This window comes from Vreelandella halophila, from assembly GCF_019903425.1.
GTDB classification, from domain to species: domain Bacteria; phylum Pseudomonadota; class Gammaproteobacteria; order Pseudomonadales; family Oleiphilaceae; genus Halospina; species Halospina halophila.
In genome coordinates this window covers 1,751,185-1,770,621 of the sequence record NZ_JACHUZ010000013.1, presented here as the reverse complement: position 1 = coordinate 1,770,621, position 19,437 = coordinate 1,751,185, and the positions used below count along the sequence as shown (strand labels likewise).

Annotated in this window: 19 protein-coding genes and 3 tRNA genes; 4 read left to right on the top strand and 18 right to left on the bottom strand. The window is 61.6% G+C overall.

Annotation, left to right across the window (positions count from 1 at the left end; genetic code table 11):
* Window positions 1-31: 31 nt before the first annotated feature.
* From H4I92_RS12530 to putP, 5 genes are read right to left on the bottom strand one after another with little or no spacing between them, the layout of a single operon-like run.
* Window positions 32-982: a 5-oxoprolinase subunit C family protein gene (locus H4I92_RS12530; protein WP_077530915.1), complete on the bottom strand. Its 951-nt coding sequence runs from the start codon at window positions 980-982 to the stop codon at window positions 32-34.
* Window positions 979-1,689, bottom strand: a complete 711-nt coding sequence (gene pxpB, locus H4I92_RS12525; RefSeq protein ID WP_077530914.1) for a 5-oxoprolinase subunit PxpB — start codon at window positions 1,687-1,689, stop codon at window positions 979-981. The genes H4I92_RS12530 and pxpB overlap by 4 nt, the downstream gene beginning before the upstream one ends.
* Window positions 1,686-2,447 (bottom strand): 5-oxoprolinase subunit PxpA, encoded by a 762-nt coding sequence (locus H4I92_RS12520; RefSeq protein WP_077530913.1) that lies wholly within the window; start codon window positions 2,445-2,447, stop codon window positions 1,686-1,688. Before H4I92_RS12520 ends, pxpB begins: the two co-directional genes overlap by 4 nt.
* A 16-nt stretch (window positions 2,448-2,463) precedes the next feature.
* Window positions 2,464-3,336, bottom strand: a complete 873-nt coding sequence (locus tag H4I92_RS12515) for an urea carboxylase-associated family protein (RefSeq protein WP_077530912.1) — start codon at window positions 3,334-3,336, stop codon at window positions 2,464-2,466.
* Between the two features lie 30 nt (window positions 3,337-3,366).
* Entirely contained in the window at window positions 3,367-4,833 is a 1,467-nt protein-coding gene (gene putP / locus H4I92_RS12510; RefSeq protein ID WP_077530911.1) for a sodium/proline symporter PutP, read from the bottom strand.
* A 145-nt stretch (window positions 4,834-4,978) separates the two neighbouring features.
* On the opposite strand from putP, the gene H4I92_RS12505 reads away from it, so the two are divergent.
* Entirely contained in the window at window positions 4,979-5,890 is a 912-nt protein-coding gene (locus tag H4I92_RS12505; RefSeq protein ID WP_179105704.1) for a LysR substrate-binding domain-containing protein, read from the top strand.
* A gap of 34 nt (window positions 5,891-5,924) precedes the next feature.
* Here the strand turns inward: H4I92_RS12505 and H4I92_RS12500 are convergent, their stop codons facing one another.
* Window positions 5,925-6,476: a DUF2058 domain-containing protein gene (locus tag H4I92_RS12500; protein ID WP_077530909.1), complete on the bottom strand. Its 552-nt coding sequence runs from the start codon at window positions 6,474-6,476 to the stop codon at window positions 5,925-5,927.
* Window positions 6,477-6,641: 165 nt separating this feature from the next.
* A tRNA-Val gene (locus H4I92_RS12495) sits at window positions 6,642-6,718 on the bottom strand.
* A 102-nt stretch (window positions 6,719-6,820) separates the two neighbouring features.
* Here H4I92_RS12495 and H4I92_RS12490 point away from each other — a divergent pair.
* Window positions 6,821-8,338, top strand: coding sequence for an SLC13 family permease (locus tag H4I92_RS12490; protein WP_077531755.1), 1,518 nt, complete (start codon window positions 6,821-6,823; stop codon window positions 8,336-8,338).
* Between the two features lie 5 nt (window positions 8,339-8,343).
* On the opposite strand, the gene H4I92_RS12485 is transcribed toward H4I92_RS12490, so the two are convergent.
* Genes H4I92_RS12485 through purC form a run of 3 tightly spaced genes read right to left on the bottom strand, consistent with a single transcriptional unit; the run spans window position 8,344 to window position 10,891 of the window.
* Entirely contained in the window at window positions 8,344-9,351 is a 1,008-nt protein-coding gene (locus tag H4I92_RS12485; protein WP_077530908.1) for an NAD-dependent epimerase, read from the bottom strand.
* A 15-nt stretch (window positions 9,352-9,366) separates the two neighbouring features.
* Entirely contained in the window at window positions 9,367-10,113 is a 747-nt protein-coding gene (locus H4I92_RS12480) for a TIGR04219 family outer membrane beta-barrel protein (RefSeq protein ID WP_179105703.1), read from the bottom strand.
* Between the two features lie 58 nt (window positions 10,114-10,171).
* Window positions 10,172-10,891, bottom strand: coding sequence for a phosphoribosylaminoimidazolesuccinocarboxamide synthase (gene purC, locus H4I92_RS12475; protein ID WP_077530906.1), 720 nt, complete (start codon window positions 10,889-10,891; stop codon window positions 10,172-10,174).
* Window positions 10,892-11,034: 143 nt separating this feature from the next.
* On the opposite strand from purC, the gene H4I92_RS12470 reads away from it, so the two are divergent.
* Complete coding sequence (locus H4I92_RS12470; RefSeq protein ID WP_077530905.1) at window positions 11,035-12,330, top strand: MgtC/SapB family protein; 1,296 nt, start codon at window positions 11,035-11,037, stop codon at window positions 12,328-12,330.
* Window positions 12,331-12,343: 13 nt separating this feature from the next.
* On the opposite strand, the gene bamC is transcribed toward H4I92_RS12470, so the two are convergent.
* The 4 genes from bamC to H4I92_RS12450 form a co-directional block, all read right to left on the bottom strand.
* On the bottom strand, window positions 12,344-13,402 hold the full coding sequence (gene bamC, locus H4I92_RS12465) for an outer membrane protein assembly factor BamC (RefSeq protein ID WP_077530904.1): 1,059 nt from the start codon (window positions 13,400-13,402) through the stop codon (window positions 12,344-12,346).
* Complete coding sequence (gene dapA / locus H4I92_RS12460) at window positions 13,393-14,268, bottom strand: 4-hydroxy-tetrahydrodipicolinate synthase (protein ID WP_077530903.1); 876 nt, start codon at window positions 14,266-14,268, stop codon at window positions 13,393-13,395. The genes bamC and dapA overlap by 10 nt, the downstream gene beginning before the upstream one ends.
* A gap of 72 nt (window positions 14,269-14,340) precedes the next feature.
* Window positions 14,341-15,411: an AI-2E family transporter gene (locus tag H4I92_RS12455; RefSeq protein WP_077530902.1), complete on the bottom strand. Its 1,071-nt coding sequence runs from the start codon at window positions 15,409-15,411 to the stop codon at window positions 14,341-14,343.
* The gene (locus tag H4I92_RS12450; RefSeq protein WP_077530901.1) at window positions 15,411-15,668 is read right to left on the bottom strand and encodes a sulfurtransferase TusA family protein; all 258 of its coding nucleotides are present in this window, start codon (window positions 15,666-15,668) and stop codon (window positions 15,411-15,413) included. Before H4I92_RS12450 ends, H4I92_RS12455 begins: the two co-directional genes overlap by 1 nt.
* 110 nt (window positions 15,669-15,778) lie before the next feature.
* Between H4I92_RS12450 and H4I92_RS12445 the strand changes: the two genes are divergently transcribed.
* A complete protein-coding gene (locus H4I92_RS12445; RefSeq protein WP_077530900.1) occupies window positions 15,779-17,218 on the top strand; it encodes a M48 family metalloprotease in 1,440 nt (479 codons plus the stop codon).
* Between the two features lie 8 nt (window positions 17,219-17,226).
* On the opposite strand, the gene nadA is transcribed toward H4I92_RS12445, so the two are convergent.
* The 4 genes from nadA to ybgF form a co-directional block, all read right to left on the bottom strand.
* On the bottom strand, window positions 17,227-18,288 hold the full coding sequence (gene nadA, locus H4I92_RS12440) for a quinolinate synthase NadA (protein ID WP_077530899.1): 1,062 nt from the start codon (window positions 18,286-18,288) through the stop codon (window positions 17,227-17,229).
* Between the two features lie 129 nt (window positions 18,289-18,417).
* Window positions 18,418-18,493, bottom strand: a tRNA-Lys gene (locus H4I92_RS12435).
* A gap of 28 nt (window positions 18,494-18,521) precedes the next feature.
* Window positions 18,522-18,597, bottom strand: a tRNA-Lys gene (locus tag H4I92_RS12430).
* Between the two features lie 51 nt (window positions 18,598-18,648).
* Complete coding sequence (ybgF, locus tag H4I92_RS12425) at window positions 18,649-19,428, bottom strand: tol-pal system protein YbgF (RefSeq protein ID WP_179105702.1); 780 nt, start codon at window positions 19,426-19,428, stop codon at window positions 18,649-18,651.
* Window positions 19,429-19,437: the final 9 nt, after the last annotated feature.

Below are 19,437 nucleotides of genomic sequence, written 5' to 3'. Positions count from 1 at the left end.
AGGATGCGGGGGGAGGCGTCAATCACGGGAATCACTGGCCCTGAAAGGAGCCTATCGCCTTCTGGGCCCCCAGGTACTCGCGGCGTGCCCGCTCAGTTGCAGTCGCTTGGAGCCGGACGGTTTCCCCGGTCTGGCACTGGGCAAGCCGTGCACGCGCCAGTGGCGTCAAGGTGCCCAGCCTGGGATAGCCACCAATCGTCTGGCGGTCGTTCATCAAGCAGATGGGCTGGCCGTCGGGTGGCACCTGGATGGCGCCGGCGGCCAGGCCTTCGGAGACCATGCCCGGGTGGTGGCAGACCAGTTCCGGGCCGGTGAGCCGTATCCCCATCCGGTCAGCTCGGGTGTCCACCTGCCAGGGCGCGTTGAACGCCTCGTACAGACTGGCACCATCAAAGAAAGCGGTCTGGCCCCCAGGGATCACGCCCAGCTCCGCGGGCTGGCCGTAGTCAGGCTGGTATTCCGGTGGCACACACGAAAATAAATGCAATGGCTGTGAACGGGCTTCTGGCTGGAGCTGGTCGCCATCGTCCAGTGGGCGTCCGCCCCCTTTGTGGCCGCCAAAGCCCTCACGCCCAACACAGGCCACACTGCCCAAAGCGGGCACACCCCGCCAGCCGCCGCAGGCCCCCAGGTAGGCGCGAATGCCGCAACGCGGCATCCCGAAGGCCAATCGGTCTCCTGCCTGGAGGGTGAACCGTTGCCAGGGGCGCAGCTGCTGGCCGTTAACACTGGCGCTGAGATCCGCACCACACAGCGACAGGGTCAGTTCCGCCTCCGCGACAAGCGCCAGGCCGCCGATGGCCACTTCAAGGACCGCCGCACCGGGATCGTTGCCCAACAGGGCATTGGCCCAGCCAGCGGCGTGCCAGTCCATGGGGCCGCCCTGAGTAATGCCGAGGTGACGCACCCCGAACCGACCCCCATCCTGCAACAGTGCCAGGGGCCCCGCTTTTTCGACGCGAAGCGCTGCGGCCAGGCTCATTGGGGCACCTCTTCCACCGGGCTGGTATCACCACCAAGCTTGATGAAGGTGTCGCGACTGATGGGGGTGAACCGGACCCGATCCCCGGGCTCCAGTGTGGTCATCGGGATTCGTTCAGCATCAAAAAGCACCACGGGGGTGCGGCCAACCAGGTTCCAGCCGCCAGGGGTCTGCTGCGGGTAGGCCGAAGTCTGGCGTTCGGCAATGGCGATGCTTCCCCGTGGGACTTTTTGCCGGGGCGTTGCCAGCCGTGGCATTGCCAGCCGGGGTGAAACCATGCCCATGAACGCGAATCCCGGAACAAACCCCAGCGCGAATACCTGATACTCGCAGGCGGCATGAGCGTCAGCCACCTGCTGGGGCGTCCAGTCGTTGCGAGCGGCGATGCGCTCAAGCTCCGGCCCCACGCTGGGGTCATACCAGACAGGGATCTCCACCAGACGCCCGCTGCCCATACTGCCATCAGGGGCCATCCGCTCAATCACCCGCTCAATCATCCGCCGCGCGCCCGTATCATCCAGTTGCCCGGGGTCGTACTGCACCAGCACCGTGGTATAGGACGGCACCAGATCCACCAGCAGTTTGCCAAAGGCGGCCCGACAGTCCTGGCAGAAGGCATTGATCCATGGCTGAACCGCCGGATCGATCCGCTCTGAGAATCTGACAAGCCAGGCGTCTATACCCGCGTTCTGCAGCTTTGGGGTCATTGCACTCCTCTGTTCACTCCATCCCTGAGGATCCGGCGTATCCGCTGCACGGCAGCGATGGACTCTGGATTATCGCCATGCACACACAGTGCGTCCGCCTCCAGGGTTATCGAAGAGCCATCCAGAGCGCTCACTGGCTCCCCACGGGCAATCCGGCTGGCCTGTTCCAGGATACGCTCTTCCTCGGAATGAACCGAGCCGGGCTCACTGCGGCTGACCAGGTAACCCTGGGCATCATAGGCACGATCCGCGAATGCTTCGAGCCAGATACCGACACCGTAGGCGCCAGCAAGCTGCTGAACCCACTGGTCATCCCCCGTTGCCATGACCATGAGCCTGAGCTGGGGATCAAAGCGGCGGACAGCATCCAGCACTGCTTCCAGCACCTCTGGGCGGTGCATCATGTCATTATAGAGCGCCCCATGGGGCTTCACATACTGCAGGGCAACGCCCTCGGCCCGGCAGAACGCGGCCAGCGCGCCTACCTGGTACAGCACCAGGTTCTGGACCTCATCGGCTGAACACCTGAGGGAGCGCCGCCCGAAACCGACAAGATCGGGATACCCTGGGTGTGCTCCGACGGTCACACCATGCTCGCCGGCAAGCCTGACGGTTTTCCGCATGTGGTCCTGATCAGAAGCGTGGAAGCCACAGGCCACGTTCGCCAGATCCACCACGGCCATAAGTGCCTCATCCCAGCCCATACGCCAGGGGCCGAAGCTTTCCCCCATGTCCGCATTGAGAAGCAGTGGCGCCATGGCTGTGCTGGCCTCCTTACTGGCCCATCTGTTCACGCTTGCGCTGCTCCCAGTCAATCCCGGGATCCCGGCGCCCGTGCTGGCCGCGGTATTTCGCGGTCTCCGGCGGCTGCCACCCTTTCAGGCGCTCCGGCTCAACGGCATAGACCTCAACACCCAGCGGGTTGCATGTCTCCAGAGGGTCCCGGGCGTTTTCGCCCCAAAGGTCCACCGACAGGTCGCCACCGGGGCAGCAGGACAGCGCGCACAGCAGGTCCGTTTCCGCAAAGAACTCGAGATAGTCCCCCTGGCGCGCGGGGCAGGCTTTCATGAAGTACTGGTCGTCATCATTGAGTCCAGTGCACTGGAAGATATTGAGGACATCGTGAACATCGCCCTCGTGCAGGCCCCAGGGCTCGACGGCCCTTACCAGGTTGGAATGACAGTGGAAATCAAAGTCCTCACCGGTCAGCAGCCGATTCACGTAAGGATCGCAGCGGGTGCCGAGCAGGTCGTGGACGCGCCCGCCTTCCGCATCCTCACCATAGTCAGCGAGGGTATCGTCAATGATCGTCGCCATTGGACGCAGATACGGCAGCGTCGACCACAGGCGGTCGTAGTTGCTGACATGCGCCCTTTGGAGTTGCCTTGTACGGGAAGCCCACATCCGTTCACGCGGGTTGTGCAGGTTCCACATATTGAAGTCCCCGACCTGGGGCCCATCGGTGATCCGCACCCGGAACACATGCCCTGCCGGCACCTCCCAGGCGAGACCACTACGGATGGGAACCGTGTGGGAGGCCACCAGGGTGCGCTCTCCGGCCGAGGCCCTGAGGCCATCGTAGAATTCCCGGTCGACCTCCAGCATTGAGCCTTTGGTTGCCTGATACGCCGCTTTCACGTTCGACATTTCTCTCTCCTGTATTACTGGATCCGGGGCTCAGGGCCTATCCCAGACATCCATGAGCTCACCGAACCTGGAACGCTCACGCTGACTGTCTCCCAGGCTGCTCACCAGAACAATGGCCAGCAGTGACAGGAAGAAGCCGGGCACCACTTCAAACATGTCAAAGATGCCCGCGGGCCCGCCACTCAGCGGCCGCCAGACGGCAACGGTCACGGCACCTGTAATCAGACCCGCAATGGCGCCATTGCGGCTCATGTTGGCCCAGAACAGCGACAGCAGGATCACCGGTCCGAATGCGGCTCCGAAGCCTCCCCAGGCGTAGGCGACCAGATCCAGAATGGTGCTGTCCTGATCCATGCCCAGAACGGCGGCTATAAGCGCTATGGCGACGACACTGCCCCGGCTCAGCCAAACCAGTTCACTCTGGCTGGCATCGGGCTTGATGAAGCCTCGGTAGATGTCCTCGGAGATGGCACTGGAGCAGACCAGGAGCTGGGAGTCGATGGTGCTCATGATCGCCGCCAGTACCCCAGCCAGTACGAACCCGGCAACCCAGGGATGGAACATCACGTTAACGAGTTCAATGAAAACCCGCTCGCTGTTTTCAAGTTCTCCCCCGAACCAGTAGTAACCCAGCGCACCAACAGCCACTGCGGAGATCATCGTGATCGAGGACCAGACCATGGCAATGCGGCGCGAGACCTTGACCGCTTCACGGTGGCGCACCGCCATGAACCGCACCACAACATGGGGCTGGCCGCAGTAGCCAATCGCCCACCCGGCAACGGAGAGCATGCCGACCACCGTCATCCCTTCCATGAAGCCGCCCAGTGGAGCCAGATCACCACTGCCGGCAACAGCGGGTGCACTGTCACCGGAGAGCAGGAACCAGGTCATCAGTGCCGCACTGGCCAGCGCAGCCGCCATCATCACCCCCTGGATAAGGTCAGACCATGAGGCCGCCAGGAATCCGCCCAGGAATGTGTAGCTCACGATGACGATGGCACTCACCCAAAGCGCCAGGCTGTAGTTGACATCGAACACGCCTTCGAAGAGGACGGCGCTGCCTACGAGGCCGGCGGAGACATAGAAAGTGAAGAACAGAAGCATCACTGCGGACGAGGCCGTTCGCAGAATCCGCTGGCTATCCATAAAGCGTGCTTCAAGGTAGTCCGGAACGGTCAGCGCATTGCCTGCCGCTTCGGTGAACACCCTCAGACGTTCGGCAATAACCTTCCAGTTGAAGTAGACGCCAACGAGCGTCCAGACCGCAATCCAGGCCTCTGAGAGCCCGCCGGAGAATACCGCTCCGGGCAGCCCCATAAGGGCCCAGCCACTGAGGTCTGATGCCCCGGCACTGAGCGCAGCAACGCCCGAGGGAAGATTACGGCCGCCCAGTATGTAGTCTGAGAGATCAGTGGTGGTGCGGTAGAAATAGATGCCGATGATCAACATCAGCAGAAGATAGAGTCCGAATGAAACGAGGACAGGTGTACTCATGGTGCCTCCTCAAGCGCTTGTTGTGCTTGTTGTCGAGGGATTCCGCCGCGAGTCGCCGACGCTATGCCTACACCCGGACTCTAGTTTGACATTAAACTCAAATAAATTGACGATTATTCCCCATTCACTTGAATTCAATTCAGATATGGCTCGCCCCTCTCTGACATCACTGCAGACGTTCCTGGAAGTTGCCCGCCATGGCGGCCTCGGCGGTGCCGCCGAGGCGCTTCACAAGACCCAGTCCGCCGTCAGCCACCAGCTCAGACAGCTGGAATCGAGTCTTGGCGTGACCCTCACGACCCGATCCGGAAGAAACCTGCAGTTGACGGCCGTTGGGCAACAGCTGGCGAAAGGATTGGAGGTAGGTTTTTCTGAAATCGATAAAGCGCTTGAGGAGACAGTGACCCACCAGAAACGGGAGGTTCTGCACATCAACTGCCTCCCTTCAGTGGCTGTGCGCTGGCTCATTCCAAGACTGGCCGGCTTCAGGGAGCAGTTCCCGGATTACCGGATCGACTTCCGCTACACGGGCGTTCTGGATCCCGGAATCCCTACGGACGCTGATATCAAGATCACCTGGCACGACGGCGTTCCCACGACCGATCAGCAGAAAGTCTGCCTGTTTTCCGGCGCCACCTGGCCAGTGGCAAGCCCGCTCTACCTGCAGCATTTCCCCGGCCCGATTGAACCCAGAACCCTGACGCGAATGGAAATCCTCCATGATGAGTTTCTGGATCCCTGGTATCAGTGGTTCAGGGAACACGGGCTCAACCCGCAGGGACTGGAGGACGGCGTGGTGTTCCAGGACTTCAACCTTCTCAGTGCAGCCGCGGTTTCCGGTCAGGGCGTCGCCCTTTGCCCGCCTCTGCTTATCGACCGGGAACTCTCCATAGGAGCTCTGGTTACCCTGTTTGATAACCCGGTCAACACGGAACGTGGATACTGGCTGTTCTATCGGGAGAACCCCCGGCCTGCTGTTCGTGATTTCGTGGACTGGATAACACGTGAAGCCGCTACAACGGAGCGGCGGGACGAGAGTCTGAACGAAAGCAAGTAACGTCCCGGGCGCGCCTTGCAGTCAGGCGTGAGAACTACCACATCAGGTCATCGGGGATCTCGAACCCCGCGTAGGGATCTTCCTCGTCATCGTCCTCTTTAGCTTTAGAACGCTCATGGAGGACGACGACCACTGACTCGTCACGCTCCTGGATCTTGCGGGCGATGCCTTCCGGAACCACATCGTAGGTGTTTTCAAGGCAGACGACCGCCAACTGCCCCCGGGCCAGGGCATCCACGGTCTGTTCGTCCACATACAACCTCTTGATCTTGCTGTTGTGCACGAACTGGTAAGGGGTCTCGCCGTCTTTCCGGCTCAGGCGGTTGGATTCCACCAGCTCGCGGATCTGCGCCTGTACCGCCCGCCGTTGCGCTTCCTCCTCGCGCTGGCGGTTCAGTTCCCGATCCCTGGCAGCCTGCTCTTCCCGTGCCTGCCGGGCCCGCTCACGGGTTTCGTTGACCGATTGCGTCCCCTTGGGCTGCTGCTTGCGCTGCTTCTGCTGCTGTTTCTTTTCGTTTTTAACAGCCTTGGCCTGTTTCTCATCGGCCAGTCCCTGTTTCAGCAGTTGATCCTGGAGTGACGGCATTCCTGAAGATCTCTCTGTTGAGTGAACGGATTGGCGCTGCCTGACTGAACACCAGTTCCGAAAGGGTTACAGCGGTATTGTATCTCCGATTCGTTTTCCCGCAATTCTACCGCACGGGATTACGAAAGGGCTTCTGAGAAGGGGTAAAAATCGAGGGAAATAAAATGGTAGGACCGGGCGGATTCGAACCGCCGACCTCTGCCATGTCAAGGCAGCGCTCTAACCAACTGAGCTACGGTCCTGCTGTGCGCGATGGGTGCGTAATATAGCGATCCACCCCGGGTCGGTCAACCATCAGCTGTTTTTTGCTGGCATCCGGATTCTTCATGGGTTTCAATGGCGCAATGAAACGCTGGCTCACCCATTCCGTCTCCGCCCTCACCTCTACTGAGCCCACCCTCATGGCAAGGCTAAGCCGATGGCGGGTCCAGCTGGGCTTTATCCTCGGTCCACTGGTGTTTGCAGGTATGCTGTTTGGCGGTGCACCGGAGTCCATGACACCGGAGAGCTGGCGCATTCTCGCCCTCACCCTCCTGATGGCGACCTGGTGGGTCACCGAGGCGCTGCCCATCGCGGTAACGGCGCTGCTGCCCGTGGCACTGATTCCGCTGATGAATGTTGCGCCCATCGATGAGGCCGCGGCCCCCTATGCCAACCCGCTGATCTTCCTCTTCCTGGGCGGCTTCCTGCTGGCCGAGGGCATCCAGCGCTGGAACCTGCACCGTCGTCTGGCGCTACTGGTGCTCAGTCTCTCCGGTACCCGGCCGGATCGGGTGGTGGGCGGCTTCATGGCCGCCACCGCCCTGCTGAGCATGTGGGTCAGCAACACCGCAACGGCGGCGCTGATGCTGCCCATCGGCCTTTCCGTGCTGACGCTGGTGGAAGAGAGCGACCGCGAACACAACCACCAGAACCTGAATGTGGCGCTGCTCCTGGGCATTGCCATGGGCGCCAACATCGGCGGTATGGCCACGTTGATCGGCACCCCGCCCAATGCCCTTCTGGCCGGCTACCTGCGGGACAGCCATGGGTTGGACATCACCTTCCTTTCCTGGATGGCGGTTGCCCTGCCACTGGCGCTCATGCTTCTGGGTACCGCCTGGTGGCTGCTGACCCGCCGGCTCTACGACCCTGGCCATATGCCGATTGAAGGGTTGGAGACGCTGCTGGCCCGCGAACGCGAGAACCTTGGCCCACTCACCGTGCCCCAGGCCATGGTGGGCATGGTTTTCCTGCTGGTAGCGGTGGCCTGGCTGACCAGGCCGTTGATCGAGACCCTGTTCGAGTCACTGCAGCTCACCGATGCCGGCATCGCCATCACCGGTGCCCTGCTGCTGTTTGTCATTCCTTCCGACTGGCGCCGCCCGAGCTTTCTCTTGAGCTGGGAGCAGGCCCGCAACCTGCCGTGGGGCGTACTGATTCTGGTGGGGGGTGGTCTTGCGCTGGGCTCGGCGATTGAATCCAGTGGCCTCGCAGCCGCCGCCGCGGAGCTGCTCTCATTCATGGCGAACTGGCCGCTGCTGTTGCTGATGCTCGCCGTGGCGGCACTGATCATGACGCTGAGCCATGTCACCAGCAATACGGCCACGGCCGCGACCATGCTGCCCCTTACGGCCTCCTTCGCACTGGCTCAGGACCTGTCGCTGATCCACCTGACGGTGCCGGTGGCCATGGCCGCCTCCTGCGCCTTCATGCTGCCGGTCGCCACGCCGCCGAATGCCATCATCTTCAGCAGCGAACGCATCAGCGTCGGCCAGATGGCGTACGCGGGCGCGTGGCTCAGTGGCATCACACTGCTGCTGATTGCGCTCTGGGTATGGGTGGTGGCAGCGCCGGTGCTGGGCTGGGTCACCGGCTACTGAGTGGTTCAGACCTGGTAGAAGTCCCGGTACCAGTCCACGAAGTTGCGGATACCGGTTTCCACAGGGGTCTCCGGCTGATAGCCGACGTCATTGATCAGATCCTGGACATCGGCATAGGTGGCGGGCACGTCTCCGGGCTGCATCGGCAGGTAGTTCTTTTCCGCCTTGCGCCCCAGGCACTCTTCCAGCACCTCGATGAACCGGGAAAGCTCCACCGGGTTGTTGCTGCCGATATTGTAGAGCCGGTAGGGCGCGTTGCTGGTGCCTGAATCCGGGTCCGCCCCACTCCATTCCGGGTTCGGGGTGGCCACGTGGTCCAGTGTTCGAATCACGCCCTCTACGATGTCATCGATGTAGGTGAAATCCCGCTGGTGATGACCATGGTTGAACACGTCGATGGGTTCACCGTTCAGGATCCGCTTCGTGAAAATGAACAGCGCCATGTCCGGCCGGCCCCAGGGCCCGTAGACGGTGAAGAACCGCAGGCCGGTGGTGGGCAGCCGGTAGAGATGACTGTAGGTGTGCGACATCAGCTCGTTGGCCTTCTTGGAGGCCGCATAGAGACTGAGCGGATGATCCACGTTGTCGTGGACCGAGAACGGCATGCTCTCGTTCGCCCCGTAGACGGAACTGCTGGAGGCGTACACCAGATGCTCCACACCGTTGTGGCGGCAGCCTTCCAGAATGTTCATGTGGCCCACCAGGTTGGCGTCCACGTAGGCGTTGGGATTCTCGATGGAATAGCGGACACCGGCCTGGGCGGCAAGGTGCACCACCCGTTGCGGCTGGTACTCACTGAACACCCGGGCCATGCCTTCGCGGTCCGCGATGTCCAGCCGCACCTCCGTAAACCCTTCACGGGGCGTCAGCCGCGCCAGCCGGGCTTCCTTGAGGGACACGTCGTAGTAGTCGTTGACGTTGTCCACGCCGATGACCTCATCGCCGCGATCCAGCAGGCGATGGGCCACATGTGAGCCGATGAACCCGGCCGTTCCCGTTACCAGTATCCGCAAGTCCGTTCTCCCTGATTAAAAGCCGACGCCGAGGCGCACAAAGGGCCCGCTCAGCTCGGTGTCCACGTTGAGATCGCCGGAGGCGTCCACGTCCACATCAAACTGGCGATAGCCACCCTGAATGTAGACCGGATCGGCATTGTAACTGATGTAACCTTCCACATCGGTGGCCGAATCGCCGTCATAGGAGATGTAGTTCAATTCCGCGCCCGCACCGAGGCCGGTCAGCGGCAGGTCCACATCCGCGCGGACGTGGCCCATGGGGAGGAATTCATCGACCTCGACCGTTTCACTGTTACCGCTTACCTGCTCGTTGATGAACACTTCACCATCGAAATGCTTCACATTCAGACCAAGATCCAGCGTCACAACAGGGATCGGCGCGGTATAGAAGGCGGTGTAATCATAGTGCGTCAGGTCAGCCCGGCTATTGACTTCACCGCTGTAGGTGGTGCCCTCAAACTCCTTGGCGAGAACGGTACCCGTTCCCTTGTGCTCTATATCGTTATACCGCAGCCGCAGGTTCGGAATCACCGGAACCGGATGGGCAAAACGGATGGAGAAGCTGTTGTGCCCCTCGCTGTCGTAACCGAGATCATTCTCCACATCGAACGGATCGCTGCCAGACTGGATGGTCCCGGACGCATCCGCGTTCCAGTAACCAGCAGTCACGTCCACGTCGACCAGCGGCACCACGGCATTGGCGGCGCCGGCACTGGTCATCAGCAGGGCACCGATAGTGGCTCTTGTTGTTGTCTTCATTGCGGAATCCTCTTGCTGTCGGCGTTTGAAGAAAGTCCCACCCAGTATCGACCTGAATTCACACACTTTCAAAGTCGATGCCCAGGCGCCGACCCACTTCCTCATAGGTTTCGATGACATCACCAAGATCCTGGCGGAAGCGGTCCTTGTCCATCTTGCGGCGGGTCTCTGCGTCCCAGATGCGGCAGCCGTCAGGGCTGAACTCGTCGCCCAGCACCAGGCGCCCGCCCGCACGGCCGAACTCCAACTTGTAATCCACCAGCAGCATACCCGCGTCCAGGAACAGCTGCTTGAGCACACGGTTCACCTCATAGGTGCGTTCCTTCATCTCCGTGAGTTCCTCCGCCCTGGCCCAGCCAAAGGTCTCGGCGAGGGACTCGTTGATCATGGGGTCGTGAAGGGCGTCGTCCTTGAGAAAAAGCTCGAAGGTGGGCGGCAGCAGCTCCTGGCCTTCCTGGACCCCCAGGCGCCGGCACAAGCTGCCCGCCGCGTAATTACGCACCACGCATTCCACCGGCAGCATCTCAAGGTTGCGCACCAGTGATTCATTGGGCGCCAGAACAAGCTCGAAATGGGTGGGAACACCCGCTTCTTCCAGCTTCTGCATGATGAAGGCGTTGAACAGGTTGTTGACCCGCCCCTTGCGATCAAGCTGGGCGACCTTTTCACCGTCAAAGGCGGACGTATCATCCCGGAATGCCAATACGAAACGCTCCGGATCGTCCGTCCGGTATACGGATTTCGCCTTGCCAGCGTAGAGCTCGCTGCCTTTTTCCATCACGCTCTCCCAGATTGCGGTTGCGGGGCCGATACCCGGCCCTGAACGCGCGAATGATAGCCGATCAGCGCCAGTCGACGCCATGATTGCTCAATGCGCGCCACTCCTCAGACCCCTATACTCTGCGTGCAGGGAGGACCGGCATGCAGTCACTGTTCAACGAGTTTATCACGGCCAATCTTGATGCCCTCCACCTGGGAGTGGCACTGATTCTGGGCATGCTGGTGGGGCTACAGCGCGGCTGGCAGGCCCGCGACCGGGATCCCGGCCAGCGCATCGCGGGCATCCGCACCCATGCACTGACCGGCCTGCTCGGCGGCATCACGGCGCTGCTTGCCCGGGAGGTCTCGCCCTGGCTGCTGCCCTCGGTATTCCTGGGGCTGGTGGCCCTGAACCTGCTGGCCTACTGGGTACGGGCGCCGCGCAGCGGCGATTACAGCATTACAGGCGCCATCGGCCTGATGCTGACATTCAGCTTTGGGGTCATGGCCGTCAGTCTAGATGTTGCACTGGCAGCTGGGGCAGCGGTAGTCACAACACTCATCCTGGACAATAAAGCGGAAATTCACGGCCTTCTGGGCAAGCTCCAGGCCGGTGAGCTGGATGCCGGACTCAAGCTGCTGCTGATTTCGGTGGTGATGCTGCCGCTGCTGCCCAACGAGGGCTTCGGCCCGGGCGGCGTGCTCAATCCCTACGAGATCTGGTGGCTGGTGGTGATGATTGCCAGCATCTTCTTCGTGGGCTATTTCGCCATCCGGGTGGCCGGGACCGGTAAGGGGATTCTGTTCACCAGCCTTTTCGCGGGCCTGAGTTCATCAACGGCCCTGACGCTTCATTTTGCCCGCCAGGCGCGGGACGCACAGGCACTTTCGCCACAGTTGGCGGCCGGTATCCTGATTGCCTGCGGCACCATGTTCCCGCGGATTCTGGTTTACTGCGCCGTTATCAACCCAGCGCTGCTACCGAGCCTGGTTCAGCCCGTTCTCGCAATGGCCCTTCTGCTCTATGTTCCAGCCGGTCTTATCTGGTACCGCAATCGGGCTGTACTGAATGTGGACCAGCCCATCCTCAACCGTAACCCCCTGGATCTCAAACCAGCGCTGCTGTTCGGCATCCTGCTGACGCTGATCCTGCTGGTGGGCCAGTGGCTGAAAGAATGGTTCGGTGATGCGGGGGTCTATGCGCTGGCCGCCGTCTCGGGCATTGCCGATGTGGATGCCATAACCCTGTCGCTGACGCGCATGTCCCAATCGGCGATCACCACGGAGACCGCCGTCATCGGGATCGTCCTGGCCTCAGCGGTAAACAATATCGTGAAGTCCGGAATGGCGGGCGTAATCGGCCCGGCAGCCCTGGGCACCCGAGTGGCCCTGCCCATGGGCCTGTCATTGGTGGCCGGTCTTGCAATCGTCGGCCTCCAGGCAGGCCTAACGGGCTGACAGGGCAGCCCGCTCAGCGCAGGCTTTCGTACAGGCTGTCCAGAACCTCGGCGGGCCGACCCGTCTGTTCCAGGGGCTCACGGGGCTCAAGGCTGAGCCGGTAGCCCCCGGTACTCTGCTGCAGCCGCAGCTCCGCATTGATTTCGGCCTCTGCCTGATAGCGCCAGAGCCACCAACCGCGGCTGCGCTGTTCCTCAGTGCGCAGGTCCAGATACCAGACGCCGTCACTGCGGTTACGGTCCACCACGGCCAGTTCCATGCTGTCCAGAACCTGGTCCACCTCTGCCCAGCTGCGATCAAAGGCCAGATCCAGCTCCAGTGACTGTGTCTCGCCGCCTTCACGTTCACGGCTTACGCGTTCGTCACGGGGCAGATCCAGCGCCACCCGGGAATAGGTCTTCGTATCCGCATTGGCTTCCAGGTAATCCGCCAGGTCCTTGAGCACCCTCTGTTCACGTCCGGCGTATTCAACGTCTTCACGCCACTCAAGACGCTCCCCGGGGCTGCTTTCCACAGCTCGAAGCCGTGCCTGGACTTCCGTGCTGCGGCTCTGAACACCATGCGCAACCCGCACCTGCAGGACCAGAGGGCGTTCCTGTTCACCCCCAATCCCGATCCACTCACGTGCCCGGGCCGAGCGGTTGAGAACACCGGTCTGCTGCACACCCGCGCGCGGATCGCCAAAGGCCACTTCAGCCCCGCGGTCATTCAGGAAATCCGAAATCGCGGGCCAGACGCGACCCGGAACATCGTTGATGATCAACCAACTCAGATCCCCTGAGCGGGAAACCTGATAGTTGTTTTCCATGATCTGGCCGGTCAGGTCTGGCGGACGCGGAATCTCAAACTCCCCGTCCTGCTCCACGGTAGCGTCACCGCGCACCTCCGGGATCACGTATTCACTCTCGAAAGACTCCCTGGAAAGTCCATCGGGCACCTCAAGTGGCTCGCCCAGCGGCTCCTCACGGTAGTCCAGGGAGCGGTCCGGGAACAGGCCGCAACCACCCGCCAGGGGCAGAACGGCGATGGCAGCTGTCAGGCGCAGTCGGCGGTTGGTCTGATTCAGAGGCATCCTGAAGCCCTGAGTGCTTCGCGCACATCCTCGTGGTATTCCTCGCTCAACGGCGTCAGGGGCAGGCGGATGCCCGGCCCGATCAGCCCCATCTCGCACATGGCCCACTTCACCGGAATCGGGTTGGCCTCCAGGAACAGCTTGCGGTTCAACGGGGTCAGGATCTCATCCAGCCGGCGGGCTTCCGTCTCATCGCCGCTTACCGCAGCGGCACAGGTCTGTGCCATCAGTTTCGGCGCGACATTGGCCGTCACCGAAACATTGCCGCTGCCACCGCGCAGCATAAGCTCCAGTGAGGTTCCATCATCGCCGGAATAGACCGCGATCCGGTCACCCACCATGCGCACCAGCTCCTCGCCCCGGCTGACGTTACCGGTGGCATCCTTGATGCCGACAATGTTCGGGATGTCGGCCAGCCGATTCGTGGTCTCATTCAGCATGTCGCAGGAGGTACGGCCGGGCACGTTGTAGAGGATCTGGTTGACGTCCACCGCCTCGGCCACGGTACGGAAGTGCTGGTAGAGCCCCTCCTGGGTGGGCTTGTTGTAGTACGGCACCACCAGAAGGCAGGCATCCACACCGATTTCCGCCGCTTCACGGGTGAGGTCCACCGCCTCGTGGGTCGAGTTGCCCCCCGTACCAGCAATGACCGGAATGCGGCCATTGGCGTGATTCACCACCCGGCGGATCACATTGATGTGTTCGTCCGGATCCAGTGTTGAAGACTCACCGGTCGTCCCCACAGCCACGATGGCACTTGTACCCGCCTCGACGTGATAGTCCACCAGTTTATCCAGGCATTCCCAATCGATACGCCCTTCGGCGCCCATCGGGGTTACCAGTGCAACCAGACTCCCAGTGATCATATCCGCTCCGATCCGGTTAAAAGGGCAATGGTAATCGCGGCATCAGGGCGAGACAAGAGCCGCGCTGGCCCATCAGGCTTCTGTTGTCCCGGGGCTCTCCTGGACCGGCCAGGCTTTCATGATGGCATTGAGCACAATCGCCAGAGGGATGGCGAAGAACACTCCCCACATGCCCCAGATGCCACCAAACACCAGAACCGCGAGCATGATGGTCACCGGGTGCAGGTCCACCACTTCGGAGAAAAGCAGCGGTACCAGCACATTGCCATCGAGCGCCTGGATGATCAGGTAGACCAGCATGAGCCAGAAGAACTCCTCGCTCCACCCGAACTGGAACAGTCCCACCATGGCAATGGGAATCGTCACCACCGCCGCCCCCACATACGGGATGACCACCGAGAACCCAACCAGCAGACTCAGCAGGGCGGCGTATTCCAACCCGATCATCTTGAGCGCGAAGTAAGTGACACCGCCGACAATCAGTATCTCAATGGCCTTTCCCCGGACGAAATTGGCAAACTGCATGTTCACCTCATGCCAGATGCGGTCCATCATTGGCCGCTGCTGGGGCAGGAAGCTGCCAAGCCGCTCCAGAATCAGGCGCCGGTCCTTGAGGAAGAAGAACACCAGTATCGGCACCAGCACCAGATAGACCAGCAGTGTGATGAGCCCTGGAATGCTCTCCAGCGAGAGCGACACAAGCCACTGCGTAATCTGGCCCATTTCCGTTGTCACCTGCCGGAACAGCGTGTTCACCTCTTCCATTGAGACAAGCTGCGGGTATTCCTGCGGCAGGGTCTCGATGTACTGCTGGGCCGCCCGCATCATTCTGGGCAGCTCCGCTGCCAGCCCCGACACCTGCCCCCAGACCAGCGGCAGAAGACCCAGGATGAAAGCAATGAAAAGCCCTATGAAGAACACGAACACCAGGGTCACTGACAGAAGGTGCGGTACTCCCAGGCGACAGAGCTTGGCCACCAGCCCCTGCAGGATGTAGGCGATGATGATGCCGGCGATGAAGGGCGCCAGAACCCGCCCAAGAAGGGCCATCACCAGGAAGGACGCCGCCAGTAGCAGAACAATGATGACGGCTTCTTCATTGGAAAAGTAACGGGCGGTGAATTCACGGAACATGCGGAGCATCAGGTCTGCCCTCCAGGGCTGGCCCCGCCGCATCGGATAAGGAAGACCCAGCGACCTTCAGCCTCCTCCTGCTGCTCCAGCTGATGGTTCGACAGCGAGAGAAAGGCGGGAATATCCCGCGCCGACCCAGGATCCGTGGCGACAACACGTAGGCATTGACCGCGGCTCATGCCATTGAGACAGAGCTTGGTCTTGAGCAGAGGCATTGGGCACTGCAGACCGCTGGCATCAAGATGCTGGTCCACGCTGTCGCTCATGGGCTGGTTCCGTTCGGTTTGACGCTGGCTCGATATCCTAGCATGGATGGCGTGTAAAACCGGAAGACCACCGCCTGTACCCGCCCCCCTGGATCTGGCATTGTTAAACTATGCGACGCGCCATTGTCTTTTTCCTGATCCTCTGCCTGACTGCCCTGCCGGCGATACCGGCCGAGGAGAACAGACTACCGGCGATCGGCAGCGGCGGACTGATCGCCGGCCAGCAGGAGCGGGCCATAGGGCAGCGGGTGCTCACCCAGCTGCGCCGCAATGCCCCCCTGGTTTCGGACCCCATGCTCAGGGAGTACTTCGAGGACACCCTGCACCGGATGATCCCCCATGCCCCGCTGCAGGACAGGGACATTACACCCCTGATCATTAACGAACCGTCACTCAATGCCTTCGCGGTCCCCGGCAACATCATCGGGATCCACACCGGCCTGCTCCGCACCGCCGAAACCGAACATGAATTCGCGGGGGTGGTAGCCCACGAGATCGCCCACCTCAGCCAGCGCCATTACGCCCGCCGCCTGGAACAACAGGAACGCAGCACGCCCCTGACCATCGCCGGCATGCTGGCCGGGCTCATCCTCACCGCCGCAACCGGCTCGGAAGCCGGCATTGCCGCCATCGCCGGCACCCAGGCACTGGCCATTGACCAGATGCTACGGCACAGCCGTGCCCATGAGCAGGAAGCCGATCGTCTCGGCATCGAGATCATGGCCCGGGCCGGCTACGACCCGGCGGGCATGCCGGCCATGTTCGAGCGCATGCTGAGTCAGGCCCGGCTGCAGGGCAACCGCCCACCGGAATACCTCTCAACCCACCCGCTGACCGAATCCCGGGTTGCGGATACGCGGGCAAGGGTTTCCGAATTCCGGAATAAGGAACGGTACGACGAACGGCTCGCCTACCACCTGGTACGCAACCGCGTCCGGCTGCACCACGGCGAGGATCCGGAAACGTTCATATCACGCTTCCGGGAAAAACAGGAGGAACAAAGCGGGCTTGAGGCGGATGCGGCACGCCATGGGCTGGCCGCCGCGTTGATTGCCGCTGACCGGGCCGGCGAGGCAATCCCCCACCTCAGGAAGCTGCTGGACGACTACGAGGGCGACATCTTCCTTGTTGCAGAGCTTGCGAGAGCCCTGCGCGGCGATGACCAGGCCGAAGAGGCCGCGGAACTGCTGGAACGCCACCTCCAGCGCCACCCCGGCAACCTGACCCTGAGCCGGACCCTGGCAGATACCCGCATGGAATTGAACCAGCCGGAAGCCGCAGCCCGACTTTACGAGAAACTGACGCGGGATTACGGAGGGGACGCGACGCTCTGGAGTGACCTTTCCGATGCCGCCGGGCGGGCGGGTAACCTGATCGAGGTTCATCGTGCGCGGGGCGAACGGTTACTGCTCCTGGGGGACGCGGAGGCAGCCGTGCGCCAATTCCGTCAGGCACTGGAACGGGCGCCCGCCAACCACACCCGCAAGACGCTGCTCCGGGACCGGCTGGAGGAGGCCAACCGCCAGGTCAGCGCCAACCGCCAGCGCTAAGGCAATCCTCAGGCGTTACCGGCCACCTTGAGCTGGCGGGCAGCCGTAAAGTCCAGCATACGCTGCAGCGGGATGAGCGCCTTCTCGCGCGTAGCGGCATCCACATGGATCTCCTCATCCTGTTCGCGCAGCACACGCAGCACGTTGTCCAGTCCGTTCATCGCCATCCAGGGGCAGTGGGCACAGCTGCGGCAGGTTGCGTCCTGCCCCGCGGTGGGTGCTTCGATGAGGTTCTTGTCCGGCGCCATTTCGTGCATCTTGTGGAAGATGCCGCTGTCAGTGGCCACGATGAAGTCCTGCGCATCCATCGTCCGCACCGCTTCAATCAACCGGGATGTGGACCCCACGACATCCGCCTGCTCAACCACCGCCGCCGGCGATTCCGGATGCGCCAGGACCACAGCGCCGGGCATGGTTGCCTTAAGATCCTCGACGCCCTGCCCCTTGAACTCCTCATGCACGATGCAGGAGCCATCCCAGAGCAGCATATCCGCCTGGGTTGAGCGCTGGATGTAGGCCCCGAGGTGTTTGTCCGGGGCCCACAGGATGGTTTCACCCCTGGAGTCCAGATAGTCAATAATGGCCTCCGCGCAGCTGGAGGTTACCACCCAGTCCGCGCGTGCCTTGACCGCCGCCGAGGTGTTGGCATAAACCACCACGGTCCGTTCCGGATGCTGGTCACAGAAGGCCGCGAATTCATCAGCGGGGCAGCCGATATCCAGTGAGCAGGTTGCCTCAAGCGTCGGCATCAGCACCCGCTTCTCCGGGTTCAGGATCTTGGCGGTTTCACCCATGAAGCGAACACCCGCAACCACCAGCGTCGAGGCCGGATGCTCGTTGCCAAAACGGGCCATTTCCAGCGAATCCGCGACACAGCCACCAGTTTCCTCGGCCAGAGACTGGATCAGGGGATCGGTGTAATAATGGGCCACCAGGACCGCATCCTGCGCCTCAAGCTCACGCCGGATCGCAGTGCGCAGTTCCTCCGCCTCGGCCCGACTCAGTGTTGGCGCCTCCTGCTCGTGCGCCAGATGTTCCTGAACCAGAATGCGGTCCTGCCTGTACGTCATGGAGTATGACCACCCTTTGAGTAAGCCGTTTAAAGGTTGTCTCCTACCCGTTTATGCCTCTGTCACCCGCATTTTTCAATGGTCGGATACAAACGGCCGGGCTGCGGGGTAAAAAAGCGGGGGTGGGAATGGTGGGTCGTGCAGGATTCGAACCTGCGACCAATTGGTTAAAAGCCAACTGCTCTACCAACTGAGCTAACGACCCCTGACAAAACCGGGAAGCATAACAATAGTGGTGGGTCGTGCAGGATTCGAACCTGCGACCAATTGGTTAAAAGCCAACTGCTCTACCAACTGAGCTAACGACCCAAACGAGGCGCATATGGTACTTAAATTTTCGGTTTTGGCAACCCGTTCGGATCAACCCATTTCATTGCGGTATTCACGCCCCAGCGCGGCGGCCTCGGATTCCGGGTAACGCTCTCCGAGCTGATCAAGGACCTCGCGGGCCTGTTCAGTATTACCGGCACGATCATGGGCAACCGCAAGCTTGAACAGCGCGTCCGGCGCCTTGCGATGGGATTCGTGTCTTGAGGTGACGATTGTGAACGCCTGCTGGGCCTGCTCGTGCTTGCCCTGGCTCAGGTAGAGTTCCCCCAGCCAGTAATAGGCGTTGACGCTCAGATCCCCTTCCGGATATTCCTCGAGAAAGCTGTAGATCTCGTCGATGGCCGCCTCATAGTCCTGCTCTTCCTGAATCAGGTACTGGATTGAGGCATAGGCTTCACGCTCGGCCTCATCAGGCTGGCGATAGGACACGGATTCCCCTCCGCCGTCACTTTCACCATCACTGTCGCCGCTGTTACCACTGTCGCTGGTATTCCCACTGCCTTTGGATTCACCGGAGGATTCCTCCAGATCCGACAGGCGTGAATCGAGATCAACCAGTCGCTCATCAAGATCAATGTAGCGCTCACGGGCCTGCTGCCTGAGGCGTTTCACCTGGTGGGAGGTTTGCTCAAGCTGGCCGCGCAGATGCTGCACTTCCGCCCGCAGGTCCTCAACCAGGAAAAACAGCTCACCGGCAGAGTTGCCTCCTGAGCGTTCCGCATCATTCCCGGACACCAACGGTGCCTCGCCGTCATTCTGGGCAATGGCCGGAGAGGCTCCGACCACCACCAGAATCAGACCTGCTGTCAACAGACTCCG